Consider the following 21,254-nt stretch of genomic DNA (forward strand, 5'->3'; position numbering starts at 1 on the left):
ACTCTTAATATATATTGCAGATATCTGCGATATATATTAAGTAAAAATGGGGTAAAAGTTGTGCTTTGAAAAGTGATGTCAAACGTTAGGATTAATCTGATCTGAATTTTTCTTTAAGTATTGCTCAGCCGTAAACCTGGAGCGATTGCTCTGTTGCGTGTTCTAATGTTCAAGTTCAAGCCGCAAATTGGGAATTATGGGGTGGCGATCGCATCAGTTATCGTTGCGGCTGGGCTGATGCTGACGCTCAATCCTTACATTCAGTTAACTCAAGCATCGTTTCTGCTCTTTTTTAGCGCTGTGACGATCAGTGCTTGGTATGGAGGGCGAAATCCAGGTTTGTTGGCAACTTTTGTATCGGCGCTATTTGCCAAATACTTTTTCCTGGAGCCAGTGTCGAGCCTGAGTTTGACCTTGTCCAGTGGAGTAAGGATGGGGCTATTTGTCTTTCAGGGATGTTTAATCAGTATTTTAGTCGGGTCATTACACATCGCTCAACAGCAAAGCAGGCGAAGTTTAGAACAACTCCAGGAATCGCAAGCGCGGTTCCGTCGTTTGGTTGACTCCAACATTATTGGGGTAGTGTCCGGCGATATATATGGTGCGATTCATGAGGTGAATGATGAATTTTTGCGCATGACCGGGTTTACACAGGAGGATGTCCGAGCAGGACGAGTTCGTTGGGATCAGATGACACCGCCAGATTTACGCGATCGCGATGTGCTGGCCTTAGAAGAGTTGCAGAAAGCCGGAAAAAGTACTGCCTATGAAAAAGCATTTATTGGCAAAGATGAGCAGCAAATTCCAGTAATTGTGGGAGCCGCTTTACTCCATAACGAGCCTGAAAGTTTAATCAGTTTTGTTCTCGATTTGAGCAAACGCAAACGAGCCGAGCAACGTCTTGCGGTTCAGTATGCAGTAGCGCGGGTATTGGCGGAAGCAACCACTTTGGCAGATGCGATTCCACTTGTGTTGCAGTCTATTTGCGAAAGTTTAGGTTGGCAACTGGGGTTTATTTGGCAGGTTGATTCGCAAAGCAATAAGTTACGGTATCTCAATAGTTGGCATACTCCCGACCTGAATATAACTGCCTTGGTTATGGCAAATCAAGCTACAACCTTTGCCCTTGGCGTTGGTTTACCTGGCCGCATTTGGGAAAGCGGTAAATCTACCTGGATTGCTAACTTAGCTGAAGATGAGAATTTTCCTAGAGCCGCGATCGCTCTTGATTTAGGACTACATAGTGTCTTTGGGTTTCCGGTTTCACTAGGTTGTGAAATTTTAGGCGTGATTGAATGCTTTAGCACCCATTATCAGGAACCTGATGCGGATTTGCTACAGATGATGAGTGCGATCGGCAGCCAGATTGGGCAATTTATGGAGCGCAAGCAGGCTGAGGAGGAATTACAGGCAAGCCAAGCCTTGTTTCAAAGCTTTATGAATTACAGTCCTACCAATGCCTTTATCAAGGATGAGTCAGGGCGCTATCTGTATGTCAATTCACTTATAGAGCGAGTATTCAACCGTCCTCTAGCAGAATGGATAGGTAAAACAGATTTCGATTTCTTTCCTCACGCAACTGCCCAAGCTATGCGAGACAATGATTTAGCTGTTTTACAAGCCGGACAGGTGGCGCAACTGGCGGAGTCTGCTCCCCTAGCTGATGGTGAACACTATTATCTCGCCTTCAAATTTCCCCTCAAAGATGCGGCTGGACGGCAATTACTGGCAGGAATAGCTGTAGATATCACCGATCGCAAACAAGCGGAACTGGAAATCCAAAAATTTGTTTCTCTTGCCGATAACAGCACAGAATTTATCGGTATGTGTGATATGAATTTTGTGCCGTTTTATGTGAATGATGCAGGTAAGCAAATGGTCGGGCTGGATAACACACAGCAATACAACGAAACTCCAGTCAGAGAATTTTTCTTTCCTGAAGATCAGGACTTTATCATCAATGAATTTTTCCCGCGCGTTTTTTGCGAGGGACGGGCGGAAGTGGAAATTCGTTTCCGTCATTTCAAAACTGGGGAAGCATTGTGGATGATTTACAACGTTTTTTACATCAGAGGTGAGAATAATCAACCAATTGGTTTGGCAACAGTCAGCCGCAATATCACCGCTCGCAAACAAGCCGAAATTGAACGTGAACAGCTGCTGGCCCGTGAACGCTACTACATGAACCAATTGCAGGGATTGACTACGGCAGCACTAGCAATTAATTCTGCCCTTTCCGTCGAACAATTATTACAGGTAATCACAAATCAAGCAGCATCAACCATTGGTACTCACCAAGCTGTTACTACTATGACAATTGACCATAAGTGGACACAAGCAATTACGGCCATATACTTATCTGATAAGTATATGGCTTGGCGGAATTACGATGCCCAGCCCGATGGATCTGGCATTTATGCTTGTTTGTGTCACCTGAATCGACCAATGCGGATGACGCAAGCTGAACTAGAGGTACATCCCTATTGGCGTGGCTTTGGCAAAGAGGCAGAAAAACATCCTCCCCTACGGGGCTGGCTGGCTGCTCCCCTGGTAGGACGAGATGGACGTAACATTGGATTGATTCAGCTTTCCGACAAATATGAGGGTGAGTTTACCGAAGCTGATGAAGCAATTCTGGTGCAGTTAGCCCAAATGGCATCAATCGCCGTGGAAAATGCTCGGTTATACGAAGCCGAACAGCAAGCACGGTCGGCAGCAGAAGCTTCACGAGAAACAGCTCAAGCCGCCAACCGGATTAAGGATGAATTTTTAGCAGTACTGTCTCATGAGTTGCGATCGCCTCTGAACCCTATCCTAGGTTGGTCACAGCTACTCCAGTCCGGCAAGTTAAACGCAACCAAGACTGCACAAGCCCTAAGCGTAATTGAACGCAATGCGAGGTTACAATCCCAACTAATTGAAGACTTGCTGGATGTTTCCCGGATTTTGCGAGGCAAACTCAGCCTGAATGTTGTTGCTGTTGATCTGGCAGCAATTATTCAATCAGCGATGGAAACTGTGCGGCTGGCGGCGGAAGCCAAATCGATTCAAATCCAGCACAAATTTGATCCAGAAGTTGGTCAGGTTTCGGGAGATTCTGCTCGCTTACAGCAAATAGTGTGGAATCTGCTCTCCAATGCAGTCAAGTTCACTCCCGAAGGGGGGCGAGTCGATATTCGGCTAGAGCAACATGGCACTTTTGCCCAAATTACAGTTAGTGATACAGGCCAGGGTATTTCTGCTGATTTTCTGCCATTCGTGTTTGACTACTTTCGTCAAGCAGATTCTAAAACAACCCGTAGATTTGGTGGATTGGGTTTAGGGCTTGCCATTGTTCACCACTTAGTCGAACTACATGGCGGCACTGTTCAGGCGGAAAGTCCCGGCGAAGGGCAGGGAGCAAAGTTTACAGTCAGGCTACCATTGCTATCCAACTTGTCTCAGGTAAAACAAAACTGTCAATCTTCAGAATCATCAGCTAATTTAAGCGGTGTTCAAGTTCTGTTTGTCGATGATGATGCCGATACACGGGAGTTTGTGGCTTTTCTGTTAGAGCAGGCTGGAGCCGAAGTAACAGCCGCCGCAACAGCCAGTGAAGCGTTGGCAATTTTAAGACGATCTAAGTTAGATGTGCTAATCAGCGATATTGGAATGCCCGATATGGATGGTTATACGCTGATGCGGCAAGTACGAGCCTTACCATCAGAGCAAGGTGGGCAAATTCCAGCGATCGCACTTACTGCCTATGCTGGAGAGTTCAACCAAAAACAAGCCCTGCAAGCCGGATTTCAACAGCATATCTCAAAACCTTTGGAGGCAGAAATTTTGTTGCGGGTGATTACTAATCTAATCCAACACAAATAGAAATATAGGAATCCGATTTGATTACTGAAAATTCTTGTTTAGGTAGGGAACAGGGAACAGGGAACAGGGAACAGATCAGAGGAAAGTTAGATGTCTACTGATTTTTTTCACTCATCAAATATGAGTCCTATATACAGCAATCTTTCCAGGGCAAAACTTTTACCAATTCTCGAAAAAACCTTTTGCGTCAGTCTTGTACTTAATTGATGCGATACATATAAATTTATAAAAAATAATACAAGCATTCACAAGGAAAATGGCGACTTCTTGTTATCATTTTTGATGCACTTACGACATATAACAATGGATGAACATCAGCGCCGCTCTTATTGGCGTGCTAATACTGCTTTAATACGTAATCTTTTAATTGTCTGGGCATTAGTTTCCCTAGTTTTTAGTATTTTGTTGGTTCAACAATTAAATGGAATACGTTTTTTTGGCGTACCTTTTGGTTTTTGGATAGCGCAGCAAGGTTCAATTATCATCTTTGTGATATTGATTTTTATCTACGCTTTTCAAATGGACAAAATAGACCGCAAGCATAATAAAAAGTGAGTAAAAACTGTGTCTGTTGAACTTTGGACGATTATAATAGTTGGGCTTTCTTTCCTCATCTACATTTATATCGGTTGGCAATCGCGGGTTGAAAATACTAAAGACTTTTTTGTAGCTGGTCAGGGAATACCGTCAATTGCCAATGGTGCAGCTACTGCCGCCGATTGGATGTCCGCCGCTTCGTTTATTTCGATGGCGGGGCTGATTTCTTTTTTAGGCTACGACGGTTCGATTTATTTGATGGGTTGGACTGGGGGCTATGTTTTGTTGGCGTTGCTGTTAGCTCCCTACCTGCGGAAATTTGGTAAGTATACAGTACCGGATTTTGTGGGCGATCGCTACTACTCTAATGTGGCGCGTTTGGTAGCAGTTGTCGCAGCTATTTTCGTTTCCCTTACTTATGTTGCTGGTCAAATGCGGGGTGTGGGAATTGTGTTTAGTCGCTTCTTGCAAGTGGACATCAACACAGGCGTAATCATCGGGATGGTGATTGTCGGCTTTTTTGCTGTCTTAGGGGGAATGAAAGGAATTACCTGGACGCAAGTAGCCCAGTACGCCATATTGATTATTGCTTACTTAATTCCGGCGATCGCGATCGCAACCCGATTAACAGGTAATCCCATTCCGCAATTAGCTTTTACCTTCAGTGATGTTGCTGACAAGCTCAATCAAATCCAAGTTGATTTAGGATTTCAAGAATATACTCAGCCGTTTGTGAACAAATCCATGCTCGATGTACTGTTCACGGCGATCGCATTGATGGTGGGGACTGCTGGTTTACCGCATATTATCGTGCGGTTTTACACAGTACCAAGTGTACGTGCAGCACGTTTTTCTGCTGGTTGGGCATTATTATTTATTGCCATTCTTTATACCACTGCTCCAGCACTTTCAATGTTTGCTCGGTACAACTTGATTAATACCCTGCACAATCAAACAATTGCAGAGGTACAACAATTAGACTGGGCGAGTAAATGGGAAAAAACAGGACTGCTGAGTTTTGACGATAAAAATAAAGATGGTCGTCTGCAATTAACCCCAAATAAAGACACCAACGAAATTAAGATTGACCCCGATATCATTGTGCTTTCCACCCCAGAAATAGCTCAACTGGCTCCTTGGGTGATTGCTTTGGTAGCGGCTGGTGGTTTGGCGGCGGCTTTATCGACCGCATCGGGTTTGTTGTTGGTAATTTCTAGTTCTGTCGCCCACGATATTTATTACCGCATTGTGGATTCTAACGCATCGGAACGCAAACGAGTATTTGTTGGGCGTGTGATGGTTGGTTTAGCCTTGGTGCTGGCTGGCTACTTTGGAGTAAATCCGCCAGGATTTGTAGGTCAGGTTGTCGCGTTTGCTTTCGGCTTAGCAGCGGCGAGTTTTTTCCCAATTATTGTTCTGGGAATCTTCGATAAACGTACCAATGCACAAGGTGCGATCGCTGGGATGTTGAGTGGTTTAATATTTACCATTATCTATATCATCAGCGTTAAGTTTGGCGGTGCGCCACCTTGGTTTTTTGGCGTTTCACCTGAAGGTATCGGTACTTTAGGTATGCTAATCAATTTGGTAGTTACCTTAGTTGTGTCTCGTCTCACACCACCACCTCCCGCAGAGATTCAAGCGATGGTTGAACAATTACGTTCGCCTGCAATTGAAGAAGACCAAGAAATAGTTTCGCATTAAGCGTACATAAGAATACAGACTATCCTAGAGACATGGCAGTGCCGTGTCTCTATTTGTAGGTTCAAATATTATTGTTAACTTAATTATGAGTAATAGTAGGTTGGGTGGAACGTAGTGAAACCCAACAGATGAATTATTCGGGAATATCATACTCACCAAATTTCCACAGTGCAACTTGTTGTCTAAGTTCCTCCATATCTAAATAATCATAAGCAAAAGCTTTCCGTAATAACGAATGTGGAATAAATTCGTCGTATTTTTGCATTTCTGGGGCTTCAGCGGTACTAACTAAATCTTCTGCGGAAATCCTTTGCTCACATAAAGAAGCAATTTCTACTTGCAGATATTTAAATTTACCTTTGCCTAATTTTAAAGTTAGATAATAAGGGTTAATTCCACCTATACTACTAATTTCTAAAGATTCTCGGCAAAAGGAATTCAGCAATCTTTCTAAGGTGCGATAAGTAACTGTTCCCATCCAAGGAAAAATACAGCATTTATTTTTGTCTAGTTGCAATATATTAGATTCTGCTAATCCAGCAGATTGTACTAATTCTCTAACTATTTTTAGACGTTGTTTAGCATTTTTTTGTAAATAGCTGTATTCAACATCTTCTAGTAAAACTTGCCGCATTCTTTGCAAAACTTTTGTATGAATACTACCGCCACCACCACGCCAATAAACAGTAGCTTTACCATCTACTTGCTTGGCTAAAACAACTTTTCTTTTAAAATCAACTTCTAAAACTTCCCAAGTTCGGCCTGCTAAACCAAATTGATTACCTACAGGCGGTGGTGTAATGATACTACCAATTTCAGTTGTGCCTTGCTTAACCGTATATTCTTGATGATCAGCAAATACAGCATAAAACTGAAATTTACCTACTATCTTTTCACCAGCCAAACCAATAATTAATTTACCTTGTTCAGTTTGCTGAATATGTCCAATATCAATTAAGTAACGTAACAATAATTTATAATCTGCTTGCGAAATAGCTACAAAAGGTGGCAGATTTAAAACTTGTTTAGCTAAATTAGCCGGAGATATTTCTCCTGTAGCTAATAAAATACTCATTGTTTGATGATAAAGCAAACTCAAAGGATATTTAATAGGCTTTATCGGCTCAATCCAACGTTCTTCTAAATAAAGTTGAATAATGGCAATACACTGCAAAATTTGCCAGGGAATTTGTTCTGGTAAATATGCTTCTTGTGATGGTTCATCTTCAGCGCAGACAAAGCGCATATCGGCAGCTTCACCTCTTCTTCCAGCACGTCCTAAACGTTGTAAAAAGCTGGCTACTGATAATGGTGATTCTAACTGAATGACTCGTTCTAAATTCCCAATATCAATGCCTAATTCTAAGGTAAGTGTAGCCGCAGTCACAGCTGGAGTATGCGGTTCTTGCATGGCTTTTTCCGCTGCTTGTCGTAAGCTTGCCGATATACTACCGTGATGTACATGATAGATATCGGTTTGTGCTTGTACTGTGGCAATTTCTCGTAAGGAAGCAATTACAGATTCAGTTTGGGTGCGATTATTCGCAAAGATGAGGCATTTTTTATTTTTGCTGAGATTAAATAGGTAATTTTCATATATTTCGGATGAATTAATATCATCACGAAGATAAAAATGTTCTACAGCCAGTTTAATTTGACGTTTTCCTACCTCAATTTGGGGAGTAATTACTTGTTTATCGGTTCCCGAACGCAACCATTCTTCCGCCAATGAGTAATCACCAAGAGTAGCTGATAAACCAATACGCCGGGGTTGTGATTGAATTGCATTGGCTAAACGCTGCAATTGACAAATAATCTGACAACCGCGTTCCGAACCCATAAAGGCATGAATTTCATCAATAATGACAAACTTTAAATCACCAAATAAACGAACTAAGTTATGATGTTTGTTAATTAACAAACTTTCGAGAGATTCTGGAGTAATTTGAAGAATGCCTTTGGGGTTTTTTAAAAGCTGATTTTTCCGATTTTGCGCAACATCACCATGCCAGTGGTAAACAGGGATATCGGCTGTTTTAAGTAAGCCGTTAAGGCGTTCAAATTGGTCATTAATTAAAGCTTTAATTGGGCCGATATACAATGCACCAATGGTATTTGTAGGGTAATTGTGTAATACAGTTAACACTGGTAAAAATGCTGCTTCTGTTTTCCCCGCCGCTGTGGCTGCTGCTACTAATAAATGAGCATCAGTGTCAAAAATCACTTCACAAGCTGCGATTTGCACTGGTCGTAATTCAGTCCAGTTGTGATGGTAGATATATTCTTGGATAAAGGGTGCAAGTCTGTTGAAGGCATTAGTCATATTTATAGCAGGGAATAGGGAACAGGGAACAGGCTTTAGAGTCGCTCAGTGTCCATGTTTGATCATGAGTCTTTGTCATTATCTCTGCTTCGATTGCCATAATTAATCACAAACTAAATTCCGCTGCATCATCTTCGTCTATACCTAAATTTTTACCTACGCTTGTAGGCTTGAATTGAGAACCATGAATTAATTCGCTGAATGCCATTTTGGGACTGTGATGTAGGATATTCAGCACACTAATAAAGTCTCGGATGATTTCGCCAGGGGTGAGTAATGCTTCTGCACCTAAGCGGCTAACGATTTCTTGCAGAAATTCTTGTAAGTTGCGATCGCTCAACGTCTTATCATAGCCATAGTGAACTACATGGATTTCTTTCAGACGTTGTAACAGCGTTAAAATTTCTGCTTGACTCAACGGGTTTAACCGAATTACAGGCCCTAAAAACTCTTGCACATTCGCTTGGCTAACAAAACGACTTTCTTTGGTGCGTCTTCGCCAAGCTTGGTCAGCAAACAGTCCACGGTTGGGGTCTTCTAAAAATTTGGTTGTGCCACCAATAAAGATACCAAGATGTTCGGCTTTGCACTGCATGGTATCATTAAACATCCCCAACAGTCTGTTATAGTTTTTCTCTCGCGTAACTGTAGTAGATATTTGGTACAAATTTACCGCTTCATCTAATAAAACTAGTAGACCTTTATAACCAATCTCAGCAACAAATTTAGCTAATAATTTGATGTAGTCATACCAACTTTCATCATCTATGATTACCCGCACACCTAAAGCGGCTTTAGCTTCGATTTTGGTGCTAAATTCTCCCCGCAACCAACGTAAAGCAGCATTTTTTAAATTATCATCATCTAATCTATAACCACGCCAATAAGCAATAATAACGTTACCAAAATCAAATCCGTGAACTAAATCTTCAATATATTGCACAACTTCTCGAATTTTGGCTTCAACTTGGTCATCAAAACCTTCGTCAGTGGGACGCATATTAGTTTCTTTGGCAACTTCTTGCTGAATTTTATTAATCCAACCTTCTAAAATTGAAACTAAAGCACCACCATCAGGCCGGGTTTTTGTTGAAAGGTGACTCATTAATTCTCGGTAAGTCGCCAAACCTTCATTATTGCTTCCTGCAAGGCGACGTTCATAAGATAAATCAGCATCAGCTACTACAAAACCTTGCTCCATTGCACGGTTACGAATCATTTGTAGGAGAAAGCTTTTACCTGACCCATAATTACCAATAATAAAGCGAAATGCTGCTACACCTTCTGCGATGTCATCCAGATTTTGTATGAGGCTTTTAAGTTCTTGTTCTCGACCAACTGCTATGTGTTCAACTCCTAGTCTCGGTACTACTCCCGCACCGAGGGAATTAATTAAAGCAGTGGAAATTTTCTTCGAGATTTTGAGCTTTGCCATGTACTTCACTAGATTTGATGTTCAACTTAGGGTATACAGCCCTAGTCAATAATAATTTTACGATAACAAGTAATATTAATTTGATGAGGCATGTCTGCTCATCAGGTCTTCGTACATAGCAATCATTTTACGCACATTTATCAGATGTTCTTGATAAACTTCGGGAATGTCTTCTCCTGGCTCGATGATTAATTCCCCTATGGTATCGTTGGCGCGGTCATTGATAGAATCAATTAATAGATTAGGCATTGTAATATTCGCTTCAGCAATTTGTTTAATTGCAGCTTTGGGATTATCTTCGTGGATGATTGCCTTTAATACTTCGATTTCATGACCTGGTAATCTTTCTAACAAGTTAGTCCATTCTTCAGGTAAATCTTCATTTGTATCTTCTGAAGGTGCAATTAAGTCGGCAAACGGAAATACATCAATTTCTTCTGCTGGGGTATGTGTAGACACATCCTCTAAATTAAGTGTTTCTGTTTGTTGCAGTAATTCCCAAACTTGGCTTTGTAATAAATCTCGTTCTCCTTGTAATATAGAAATTTGACCATTTAACTGTTGGATTTCTGATTGTTTCTCTAATATTTGCTGATTCAATTCATCCAGGCTACTAGTTATTTTGTCTCTTTCTTCTCTTATATTTGCTAATAATTGATTGTGCTGATTTACTAAAATTTCTAGCTCTTGAATTTCCATTCTTAGTTCATACATTTTTTCCTCTAGTTGAGGTTTGAGTCTGCCGAGTAAAGTTACATTGCTATCAATTTCTTCCTTTGCTTGTAGTAGTTCGTCAATTTGAGCTTGTAACTGGGCAATTTCAGCCCGCGCCACATTATTTTGTAACTCTAAACGGCGTTTTTCGGCTGTGAAGTTAGAGCAAGCGGTACTAAGTTCTATGCTACTTTTCTCTAGTGTTTGAATTGTATTTTTTAGATTATTGGTTTCAGTTTCTAACTGCTTTTTCTGTCCAGCAAAATTACCCAATTCTCGATGTAGACTATCCCTTTGGTTGCGAGATTCAGCGATTTGATTTTGGAGTTGTTGTGACTCCGCGTATAATAAACTGCGATGCTCTTCTATTTGTTTGATTTCTCGAAAAATTCTTGCTTTGAGTGCTTCTTGTTCTTTAATTCGTTTACGTAAAGTTACTAACACCAGCATTTCATGATGTCTACGTCGCTTATCGACAAATAATGCTGCGGCATAAGTAGCCAGTACAGTAATTATGCCTGTAATAAAGGCTTTACCAAAATCCCAATTGGGAACCAGACTAAGACCAAAACTTACACTAAAGGCTACTATGCCTAAAAGAAATCGATTACTGACCATTACTGCTTGCATATTGCTAATTTGTAGCGGAGTTAAACTAATTCGTAATTAAGATTGTGGCTGAGTGTCAGATTTAATATTAGTTGTCCCAAAGAGAGATATATCTGCTTTTAAAAAATCAATAAACTGCCGTGCGGTGCGTCCAGAACGACCGTTATGGCGAGTTGCCCACTGTAATGCTTGATATTCTAAATCTTCTGGGCTGAGATTAATTTTGCCTTGTACCGCTAAATGACGAATAATTGTTAAATAAGTCTGTTGATTTGCTGGTTCAAAGGTTAATGTCAGACCAAAGCGATCGCTAAATGATAACTTCTCCTGCATGGTATCCCAAGCATGGATTTCTTCGTGATCTTTGGGGGCTGGTCTATCAGCAAAGTATTCTCGAATTAGATGGCGGCGGTTGGAGGTAGCGTAGACAACTACATTTTGTGGACGTGCGGTTAAATTACCTTCTAAAACTACCTTCAAAGCTTTAAAAGCGTCGTCATCTTCCTCAAAAGAAAGGTCATCAACAAAAATAATAAATTTGTGAGGCAACCCGCGTAACTGTTCCACAATTTTTGGTAAATCTTGCAAGTCAGATTTGCCTACTTCTAGTAACCGCAGGTTACGTTCGCCATACTCGTTTAACAAAGCTTTGACTAAAGAAGATTTCCCCGAACCGCGACTACCGTAAAGTAATACGTGCAGTGCTGCTTCCCCTGCTAATAAAAACTCTGTATTTTTCAGTAAAGCATCACGCTGCAATTCATACCCCACCAGAGTACTTAACTTTATTGGGTCAGGATAAGGAATACCAATAAACTGCCCATCTTGCCAACGCAAGGCGCGATACTCGGCAAATAAACCTACGCCAAATTTTCGATAACAGGCGGCTAATTCTTCCACAGCATCAGCCCAATTTTCCCAATTTTGCAGGTCAAGAGTTATTTGCTTATCGGCATTATGGGACTCTTGATACCAAACTACAGGCGAAACAGGCAAATGAGCAACAGCTTGCACCCACTCGCTTAAAGCAGCTGTGCTGCATTCATACAGACTTTGTAATATCTGTAAATCATGTTGGGCGGCTGCAATTAAAGCAGGAGGTAATTCTGGGAAATCTCGTTGCTGCGCCAGTCGGCTAAAAGGATTTTCGGAAATGAGAATTTGCGAAATTAAGTAGTCTTCCCAATTTTGGTTTCGTGCGGCTAAGGCGTGGAAGTAATTGCCATAGGCTAGGAGACAACCCCTCGCGTCGGCATCAGTGTAACGTATTGCTTGCAACAGTTCCAGAAAGGCGAACCCGGCTTCGCTCTGGAGGACAGATTGGTAGAGTAAAAGAGATGCTGCTTGACGCTGGAGGAATTGAACCTGGGCATAGGACGAAGTACTTGCCGTTGCCATCGCTGGAATATCCATCAATCAACTGGGTGATGTAGCTAAATAGCTATGGTAAATTGTCTGCCGACCTTGGCTGTAAAGTCAAAATCTACATAGGTTTTAACAATGAATTTAAGTATAATTGCTGCTTTTGCCTACGGTATTTTAGCAATTGTTGGTGGGATTATTGGCTACGTTCAGGCGCGTAGTACAGTTTCGCTCCTCAGTGGTGGTGTTAGTGGTTTGTTACTGATTTTATCTGCTTACTTTCAGCTGCAAGGGCAAAGTTGGGGTTTGACTTTAGCATTTTGTGTAACTGCGGTTTTAGTGGTTGTGTTTACTATGAGATTTGCCAAGACACGCAAGTTTATGCCTGCGGGATTGATGATTGTTTTAGGGGCGTTGGCACTGGTGATGATGGCACATCAACTGTTGCTACGGTAACAATAGCTCTTTAATAGTACATTTATATTATTGTATGGCTTTGGCGATCGCTAGGCAATTAGGCTGCATTGGTAAAAAATCTAGCCTCGTGCTGAACGAGTATCATAATTTATTAATATTTAACCGTAAAAAATTCCCAATTCTTTTGCTAAAACATCCGGTTTTGTTTACTAACTAATGATAGATAAAAGTAATATTGCATGTAATGTTTGCAGTTTTGGGTACAGTTGAGAGTCTACCCATTGAGCAACCGGGGTTTGTGCGTTTATCTCACGTTGATAACGCAATCAATTATGTATACGGCGTTTAGTAGCCACGTTTCAGGATGAATCAAAATCCTGCGTAATCTCTGCATCCTAATTTTTCTGTAATATTCATCTTCAGACAGTTAACCTTGGGTAAACATTCAATTATTAGCGCGTATTTATGAGCTATTTCAGCCATCAATTACGCATATCTAATAATTATTATGTGATTAAAAGATAATGTTTTTTATGCTACTGAATATTTATGCTGTTAACTATATTAGCTAAATTTACACATAGTTAACCACTAATCTAAAAACCTGAAAACAATGCCAGACAATGCTTTTTTATCAAGATGATATTGCTAACGTCAATTTAGTTACTCAAAATAGCAGTCAATCAAAATCAGTGGTAGAGCCTATTAATTATTTTTTAATTTTCTCCCGAAGCATGAATATGTTTATGATTTAAACATAATAGTAATTAAATTTAGTATTTTCCACGAAATAATCTCATGATTTTAAAGTTTTTATAGTCTATGTCAGTAGTATTTAAAGCATAAATAAAGTTATTAATGCCATTTTGGCAGTCTTAAATATCAGAAATAAGATATTAGTAGTATAGAAAGAATAAATGATTTTTAGATACTTGTTGCTACCTACTTAAAGTTCCCAAGTAAAAATAATCCTGTAATTAAGTAATTGATTATCTCAGCACTTTTACGAATTAGGAAATCCAATATGTTATTACCACTATCTTCTCAAAATGTTATTCAGTATCTGCAAGCAACAGGGCTGTGTAGCTTGGAAGATGGCAACTCAGACTTATCTGATGTGCCGGGAAGTAGCAGAAAGAATTTCAATTTACTAGTGACTCTGGGAAATAATCGCCAACTGCTAGTTAAACAAGAACATCTTCAAGGTAATGAGGGAAATCTCCACGAGTTTTTTAATGAGTGGTTATTTCACCAATTACTGCGGCAGTTTCCAGTTTTAGGTAATATTGCGGCGATCGCATCATTAGTAGTACATTACGACGAGGAAAATTCCATCCTTGTCCGCAATTATTTAAGTGAATATCTCGAATTAAATAACTTTTATCAAAATAACGATAGCTTTCCTACAGAAATTGCCACTGCTATCGGCACTACAATTGCGGGACTGCATCGCGCGACTTTCCAACGCCGAGAATATCGTGATTTTATGGCCACTGCGCCAGAAGGACAGTATCGCTATAACTTTTACAACCCAGCACAAGGTGTAGAATCACTGACTCCTGATATTTTTGGTACAGTTCCAAAATCAGCATTGCAATTTTATACTTTTTATCAGCGCTATGAAAGTTTAGAATCGGCGATCGCAGATTTAGCCTGTGAATGGAAACCTTGCTGTTTAACTCACAACGATTTAAAGTTAAACAACATTTTGCTACATTCTCGCTGGGATAAATTAGATAATTGCTTAGTCCGTCTCATCGACTGGGAAGCTTGCGCCTGGGGAGATCCAGTTTATGATTTAGGCACTTTAATTGCCAGTTATTTGAGGATTTGGCTTTCCAGTTTACTAGTAGATTCCATGCTGGAATTAGAAGAATCTATGCAGTTAGCACTAATCCCACTAGAAGCAATTCAACCGTCATTACTGACTTTAATTCAAGCTTATCTCAATGCATTTCCCGCTATTTTAGAACATCGGCCAGACTTTGTAGAGCGTGTAACTCAGTTTGCTGGGTTAGGACTAATTCACCAAATCCAAGAAAAAATAAAGTATCAGCAGCAGTTTGATAATACTGATATGTGTGCGCTACAGGTAGCACAAAATCTGCTAACTATGCCAGATAAATCTGTACAGACTGTTTTCGGTGTTACCGCATCAGCAATTATTGACCCTATGGCTAAACAGCATCAACTAACCCAACCGCAAAAAGAACAGAAATTAGTTCGTCTCTATTACGAGAAAACCCGTCTGCGTGGCTGTTAAAAAGTAGGCTAAAGTTTCAAACTTCATACTTCATCCTTCATTCAGAATGCTAGATACTTCTACCAATCCTCTGTTAGATTCTCTGTTTGATATTTCGAGAAATATCCAGATTGAATCTAACTTTTCGATTCATCATCCTGATTATCAACCTTTTGCCCTACCAGCTAGAGTAGCAGATAGATTTCAGCAAAATTCTGCGGCTTTACAGCAGAAATATCTAACTTTGCTACTCCGTAATTTCCTGTATGGAATTTATTACAACGGTTCTCTGCAAAACGTTTTAGCTGTGAACACTGATACACCTGAGTGCTTGCCACCGCAGAATTTAGTTAACAATTCTCATTTGGGTATTGATTGGGAATTTTACGCGCAACTGCACGCGAATAATCACGGTAAGGGATATTTTGACCCTAGTTGGCAAGTGTTACGTCAAGAGCCTGATGGTAGTATGGCAGTGACGAAATTTGGTTTAACATTATATGTTGAGCCAGATTGCCATCTCAAACCTCATAGCAAATCTGCCAAACCGGGTGAGTCTGTGTCTATTTGGATGCCCAAAAATCATCTGCAAAATGGCTGTTATGTGGCGGTAAGTGATGTGGGACAAGAACGTCAGAGTTTAGATGATGAGTTGGGAACAGGAAGAATCTATTTTAATATTACGGCAGATGGGGCGATCGCACTCATGGATAGTCTGACGCAGCAACTCAACAAAGCATCTCTTCCCTTTACCTTTCAAGTACTTTACAATCCCAGAGCCTACGGACGCTACGATTCCGGCTTACTTTATTTTGAACGGGACGACTATCCAGCAATTCACCAAATTCTTCAGGCTGTTTATGCAGAACATCAATTCCACTTCCAGCCAGAAATCCCTTTGTTCACCAAGTTTTTAGCCCCAGGATTGAGTTTAGCCGAAGAACCACTGCAAAAATTCGCCGCGCAAGAAAGTTTTGGTATGAACCGTTGCCAAATTGTCGCTCATGCTTTACTAGAAGTATGGCAAAAAGGGAAGAATGCGATCGAGGAACGAATGAAGTCAATTGAGAAACACTTTGCACTTCACTCAGTTGATATGCAACGCCCTTATCTCAACCCTCGTTCTGAGGATATATATTACCCCTTAAATTGATAACTGTCTTTGTGGCAGTGAGATAATTTGAGATGGCAGGCTGATAGCCTGCTATTTTGTTTTTTAATTTTTAATTATACAAAAATGTCTTTTATCTATAACCGTACCGTGCGCTTTTCCGATACCGATGCTGCGGGTGTTGTTTATTTTGCTAATGTTTTGGGCTTTTGTCATGAAGCGTATGAAGCTTCTTTAGCAGCTTCAGGAATTAACATCAAGGATTTTTTTACGAAGCCTTCAGTTGCTTTGCCAATTGTTCACGCTAATGTTGATTTTCTGCGCCCCATGTATTGCGGAGATGAGTTAAGCATTAGTTTAATTCCGCAAAAACTTAGTGTTGATAAGTTTGAAATTACTTACGAAATCAGCATTGAAAATGTATTAATTTCTAAGGCTATAACTCGCCATGTTTGTATTGATGTGAATAGTAGAACGAAGCAAGAATTATCTGATGAAATTATGCAGTGGTTGGAAACAAACCGCAAAGAAGCAGAGGGTGCGGAGAGGCGGAAATCACGAGAGGTGATGTGAGATTTCTGGGTTATATGTGTAGTTTTATTTTGATGACTTGGCGCTATGCATCAATCCAACTACTGAGAAATTCTACCTGATTTTGCATTTATTCTGCTGACTTAGCTTTGTTTATACCAGATAGCTATGCGGCGGACTGTCACCCCTGTACCAGCAATAATTGGGCAACCGCCGTGTATTTCAGGATTATGATTAATTAGTGTGCCGATATCGGTAATAGTTGCCAAAACTTGTTCTCCCTATTGTTTCACACTCAATATTATTGTATGAGCTAGTAAGTGTGTCGGTATAGATATCTGTATTTTCCGCTTGTGAGGTACGGCGCTGTAATTGAATTTATAGCAGGAGACAGAAGGCAAGAGGTAAAAACATTACTTCTCCTGAAATTAACGCTTTTACAGTGTCCTAATCTATATAACTACAGCTATACTTTCAAAATTAGCTTTTGTCACCAACCTTACCTCATCCATAGAGAATCTTAACTCGTTTGTGGCGAACCCCGTAAGGTTTCTTATGAATTCTACCTCATCGATAGAGAACCTTAACTCGTTTGTGACGAACGACGTAAGGTTTCTTATGAACGCTACCTCCTTGGCGACGAACGAGTTGATTGTCAGGCAGTAACAAGTTATTTTACTGTTACCTGTTCACTATTATTATTGTGCAGAAAGTCTCTAGCTATTTGTTGTAGTGCTTGACGATTGACTTTGCCTTGAGAATTACGCGGTAAATTTTCAAGGAAAATCCAATGTTTAGGAACTTTGAATTTACTCAATTTCTGTTTAAGTAAAGTTTCAATTTCTAAAGTAGAAGTATTGGCATCTTGAGGAATATATATAGCTGTTAATGCCTGTCCCCAATGTTGATCTGGTACACCAATTACACAAACATCAGCAACCATTTCTGTTTCACGGATAGCTGATTCTATTTCGGCTGGGTAAACGTTTTCTCCACCTGTAATGATTTTGTCGCTGCTACGTCCGATAATATTAAGATACCCTTGGTCATCTAAAAAACCTAAATCATCTACTTGGAAGTAATCTTGATTTTCCCAATTATCAGGATAGTAACCAAAGGCTAAAGATTGAGCTTGAATAGTGATATTGCCAATTTGATTAGGTTGTAAAACTTCGCATTGTTGATTGCGAATTGTTACCTGAGCATGAGGTAAAACTTGCCCACTGTTAATTTTCCCTTGGAGAAAATCATCAGGTTTGAGGGTAGCTATTTGCGAGGCAGTTTCTGTCATCCCATAAGTTGGTGCTAACCTAATGTTGTGAAATCGTGCTTTTTCTAATAATTCTTTCCAAGCTGGTGCGCCGCCCAACATTACAGTATGAAATTGGGCTAACCATTGGGTTAATTCGGCATTTTGTAAAAGGCGTTGTAGTTGAGTTGGGACTAAGGAAATGAAAAATGTTGAGGGTTGAATAGAAGGTATTTGACCAAATTCTATAGTTTTGAATGGCAAAATTGCTAGTTTACCGCCAGTCGTGAAAGAACGCATAAATTGCATTAACCCACTGACATGATATGGGGGTAATACACAAAAAGAATTTACTTGTGTTAACTGAAAATATTTTGTAAAACCTTGCACAGATGCAGTGAGAGTTTCCCATGTGTGGATGGCGAATTTTATCTTGCCTGATGAACCACCTGTGGGAATCATGATGAGTGGTGAGTGCTTACTAAGTGCTGAGTGCTGAGTGCTGAGTGCTGAGTGGGGAGTGGGGAGTGGGGAGTGGGGAGTGCTGAGTGCTGAGTAGGGAGTGGGGAGTGGGGAGTGGGGATTAGTATTTACTAATAATTTCCTATTTTCGATTCCCCAAATGATATCTGGTTGGACTAATTCAAATACTTGTTGCCATTCTTGTGTTCCCCAGTCGGGGTTACAAAGGAAGACTGGACAATTAGCTGCACAAGCGGCGAGAAAACAAGCTAAAAATTTTACTGGTTCGCGTTCCGCTAGGATAATTTTTGGTGGTGTATGACGTTGTTTTGATATTTCTGTTAGTTCTAAATATAATTCTTCGGCTAGTGCTGAAAATTGATGGCTGTTGTCACCAATTAGCCAATCATGTTGAGACAAATTTTGCAGATAAGTTAAAGGTTGTTCCATAAACTTTCAGGACTGGTGGCTTCTGCTTGGGCAAAAAAATGATCAACGCCAAAACCAACTGCTCTGTTTTTACGAGATAATTCTGCTGCTAGGTTAAGTGCAGCTTGTCTACCAATCACAGTCTCAAATACAGAGGAAAAAACAGCATCAATTTCATGTTGTTGGCAAAACTGACGCAGCCGCGACGGTGAACCAACAATTCCGGGTTTGATGACAAAAATTTCTCGCCAGCCTTGCTGATAACAATTGATGAGTTGCTGGAGTGTGGCAACAGATTCATCTAAAGCGATCGCAGTCTGGTAACATCTACTTAACTCCAACATCCCCGCAAATTCTTCAACAGGTAGGGGTTGTTCTAGAAATTCAATTTCTAAAGGTACTTCTGCTTGGATGTTATCGCAAGTTGACAGCCATAATTTAGCTTCTTCGTAGCTGAGTCCGCCGTTAGCATCTAGGCGCAGTTTGGCTGAGGCGGGTAAGCTACGAATTAGGGTATCAAATATTGTTAGTTCTTGAGCGATCGCATCAACACCAATTTTCCATTTAAATGTGCGATATCCTTTTTCCCACAGCTTGTACCATTGCTGTAAAGCCACCTCCCCTGCTGATAATAAGCCACTGCAACTCAGCTTTTCTCCCACTCCCCACTCCCCACTCCCTACTCCCTCAAAGGCTGATTCAAACCCAAATTGACAAGCGGGTAAACAATCAGGAATAGAGAAAATTGTCTTTGATGTAATTTCTTTGGGTAGTTGGCGACAAAAATCTAAAGCTTGTTCTAAAGTTTCTGAACCAAACCAACTGATAGGCGCGATTTCTCCCCAGCCAACATTAAGTGCTTCATCAACAAAACGCAAAATAATACCTTCGCGCATATCCCAAACACCGTGATGAGTGGTGAGTGGACGCGTAAATTTCCGTTGATAAGGACGAAATTCAAAAAGTAGTGAGTGCTGAGTGCTGAGTGCTGAGGAGCCACTGCGTTGCGGAGGTTCCCTCCGTTGAAGCAAGTGGCGTTGCTGAGTACTGAGGATAAATTCTTGTTTGTTAAGACTCATCAGCCGATAAAAAATCCCACACCCAATAACAAACAACTCCAGAAATGTACAGCCACTGCGATGAATTTACAGTTGCTAACTTTTTCTGGCTGGTTGTGGTTTTGTTGGACGTGACGACATAATTTGACGGCATAGGGTAAACTTAGCCAACTCAACAATGTCCAAACTGGGAAAATTCTCAAGAAAACCAACAATAAAGACAAAGGATAGATACTGGCGGTAAACCAAACCAAAACTTTTGCGCCGTTGGCTGTACCGAGTCGAACAATAGGCGATCGCTTACCTGCGGCTATGTCATCTTTAACTTGGTGAAAGTGTGAACAAAACAAAATTAAGCTGGTGACAATCCCAACCACCACTGAAGCAGCAAAACTAGCGATCGACCAAGTTTGCGTTTGGCTGTAATATGCTGTTGGTACTAACAACGGCCCAAAGGCAAAAAAGCACAGAATTTCGCCTAATCCTTGGTATCCTAGCCGAAAGGGTGGCCCTTGGTACATATAGCCTAAAGTACAAGCCACCAACACCATGATGATTACAGTTGGGTCTTGTTGCCAAGTTGCGATCGCTATTACTCCTAACAAGCCGATCACCAAAAACAGATTTCCTAACCAAAATATTAGCGACTTATTACCCGTCAAATTCACCAGTGAATGATGTTTATTTTTATCGATTCCTGTTTCGGAATCAAACACATCATTACTTAAATTTTCCCAGGACAGAATTAAAATTGCTGCTATTAAAAAAGTCAAAAATACTGTAGTATTCAAAATTTTTGTTTCGGCAAAAGCAATTGCTGTTCCTATCCATATAGGCATAATAGCAACACTGTACATTGGTGGTTTAATTGCTGCCATCCACAGTTTACTTTTGGGAGGTGAAATCTGCTTGATAGTCATCAGTTAATATTCATTAAATTACCCACATTTTATCAAAATAGACTTCAGAAGTCATGAGTCAGCAGCCAGCATGAATGCTGTATGATTCCTCCAAAAAATCTGAGAATCTGTGGTCTAGAATTAATGGCGAGTTTGAATTCTCCACTAATTGATGCTGAATTCTGAAGTCTAGCTTTTGAATTCTTCTTCAATTATTTTACTCGGCACTTAGCACTGATTACTCAGCATTTTTTTGGACTGGTTAACCCTTTCTTAGTAAAACTTATTTTTTATTGCAGGTTAAAACT

The 21,254-nt window shown here is 40.4% G+C and carries 15 protein-coding genes; 7 read left to right on the forward strand and 8 right to left on the reverse strand.

Annotated features, from left to right (window positions below; all coding sequences use genetic code 11):
- The first annotated feature begins 165 nt into the window (after positions 1–165).
- The 3 genes from ACMX3D_RS11080 (at position 166) to ACMX3D_RS11090 (ending at position 6,105) form a co-directional block, all read left to right on the forward strand.
- Positions 166–3,864 (forward strand): PAS domain S-box protein, encoded by a 3,699-nt coding sequence (locus ACMX3D_RS11080; protein ID WP_482751467.1) that lies wholly within the window; start codon positions 166–168, stop codon positions 3,862–3,864.
- A gap of 303 nt (positions 3,865–4,167) precedes the next feature.
- Positions 4,168–4,419 (forward strand): DUF4212 domain-containing protein, encoded by a 252-nt coding sequence (locus ACMX3D_RS11085; protein WP_482751468.1) that lies wholly within the window; start codon positions 4,168–4,170, stop codon positions 4,417–4,419.
- A gap of 9 nt (positions 4,420–4,428) precedes the next feature.
- On the forward strand, positions 4,429–6,105 hold the full coding sequence (locus tag ACMX3D_RS11090) for a sodium:solute symporter family protein (protein WP_482751469.1): 1,677 nt from the start codon (positions 4,429–4,431) through the stop codon (positions 6,103–6,105).
- A gap of 133 nt (positions 6,106–6,238) precedes the next feature.
- Here the strand turns inward: ACMX3D_RS11090 and ACMX3D_RS11095 are convergent, their stop codons facing one another.
- The 4 genes from ACMX3D_RS11095 to ACMX3D_RS11110 form a co-directional block, all read right to left on the reverse strand.
- The gene (locus ACMX3D_RS11095; RefSeq protein ID WP_482751470.1) at positions 6,239–8,428 is read right to left on the reverse strand and encodes a DEAD/DEAH box helicase; all 2,190 of its coding nucleotides are present in this window, start codon (positions 8,426–8,428) and stop codon (positions 6,239–6,241) included.
- Positions 8,429–8,534: 106 nt separating this feature from the next.
- On the reverse strand, positions 8,535–9,863 hold the full coding sequence (locus ACMX3D_RS11100; protein ID WP_482751471.1) for an ATP-binding protein: 1,329 nt from the start codon (positions 9,861–9,863) through the stop codon (positions 8,535–8,537).
- A gap of 75 nt (positions 9,864–9,938) precedes the next feature.
- Positions 9,939–11,207, reverse strand: a complete 1,269-nt coding sequence (locus ACMX3D_RS11105) for a tellurite resistance TerB C-terminal domain-containing protein (RefSeq protein WP_482751472.1) — start codon at positions 11,205–11,207, stop codon at positions 9,939–9,941.
- Positions 11,208–11,243: 36 nt separating this feature from the next.
- Positions 11,244–12,599 (reverse strand): ATP-binding protein, encoded by a 1,356-nt coding sequence (locus ACMX3D_RS11110; protein WP_482751473.1) that lies wholly within the window; start codon positions 12,597–12,599, stop codon positions 11,244–11,246.
- A gap of 87 nt (positions 12,600–12,686) precedes the next feature.
- On the opposite strand from ACMX3D_RS11110, the gene ACMX3D_RS11115 reads away from it, so the two are divergent.
- The 4 genes from ACMX3D_RS11115 (at position 12,687) to ACMX3D_RS11130 (ending at position 16,891) form a co-directional block, all read left to right on the forward strand.
- Positions 12,687–13,004 (forward strand): TMEM14 family protein, encoded by a 318-nt coding sequence (locus ACMX3D_RS11115; RefSeq protein ID WP_482751474.1) that lies wholly within the window; start codon positions 12,687–12,689, stop codon positions 13,002–13,004.
- Between the two features lie 985 nt (positions 13,005–13,989).
- Positions 13,990–15,228, forward strand: coding sequence for a phosphotransferase family protein (locus ACMX3D_RS11120; RefSeq protein WP_482751475.1), 1,239 nt, complete (start codon positions 13,990–13,992; stop codon positions 15,226–15,228).
- A gap of 46 nt (positions 15,229–15,274) precedes the next feature.
- Complete coding sequence (locus tag ACMX3D_RS11125) at positions 15,275–16,360, forward strand: T3SS effector HopA1 family protein (protein ID WP_482751476.1); 1,086 nt, start codon at positions 15,275–15,277, stop codon at positions 16,358–16,360.
- Between the two features lie 84 nt (positions 16,361–16,444).
- Entirely contained in the window at positions 16,445–16,891 is a 447-nt protein-coding gene (locus ACMX3D_RS11130; protein WP_482751477.1) for an acyl-CoA thioesterase, read from the forward strand.
- Positions 16,892–16,992: 101 nt separating this feature from the next.
- On the opposite strand, the gene ACMX3D_RS11135 is transcribed toward ACMX3D_RS11130, so the two are convergent.
- The 4 genes from ACMX3D_RS11135 to menA all read right to left on the reverse strand — a co-directional run bounded on the left by ACMX3D_RS11135 (position 16,993) and on the right by menA (position 20,967).
- Positions 16,993–17,118 carry a DUF433 domain-containing protein gene (locus ACMX3D_RS11135; protein WP_482751478.1) on the reverse strand — a complete coding sequence of 42 codons (126 nt, stop codon included), beginning with the start codon at positions 17,116–17,118 and terminating at the stop codon, positions 16,993–16,995.
- A 401-nt stretch (positions 17,119–17,519) separates the two neighbouring features.
- Positions 17,520–19,010 carry a 2-succinylbenzoate--CoA ligase gene (locus ACMX3D_RS11140; protein WP_482751479.1) on the reverse strand — a complete coding sequence of 497 codons (1,491 nt, stop codon included), beginning with the start codon at positions 19,008–19,010 and terminating at the stop codon, positions 17,520–17,522.
- The gene (locus ACMX3D_RS11145; RefSeq protein ID WP_482751480.1) at positions 18,995–20,068 is read right to left on the reverse strand and encodes an o-succinylbenzoate synthase; all 1,074 of its coding nucleotides are present in this window, start codon (positions 20,066–20,068) and stop codon (positions 18,995–18,997) included. Before ACMX3D_RS11145 ends, ACMX3D_RS11140 begins: the two co-directional genes overlap by 16 nt.
- Positions 20,068–20,967 (reverse strand): 2-carboxy-1,4-naphthoquinone phytyltransferase, encoded by a 900-nt coding sequence (gene menA, locus ACMX3D_RS11150; RefSeq protein WP_482751481.1) that lies wholly within the window; start codon positions 20,965–20,967, stop codon positions 20,068–20,070. The genes ACMX3D_RS11145 and menA overlap by 1 nt, the downstream gene beginning before the upstream one ends.
- Positions 20,968–21,254 lie beyond the last annotated feature (287 nt).

This window comes from Anabaena sp. TISTR 8404 (assembly GCF_056847745.1).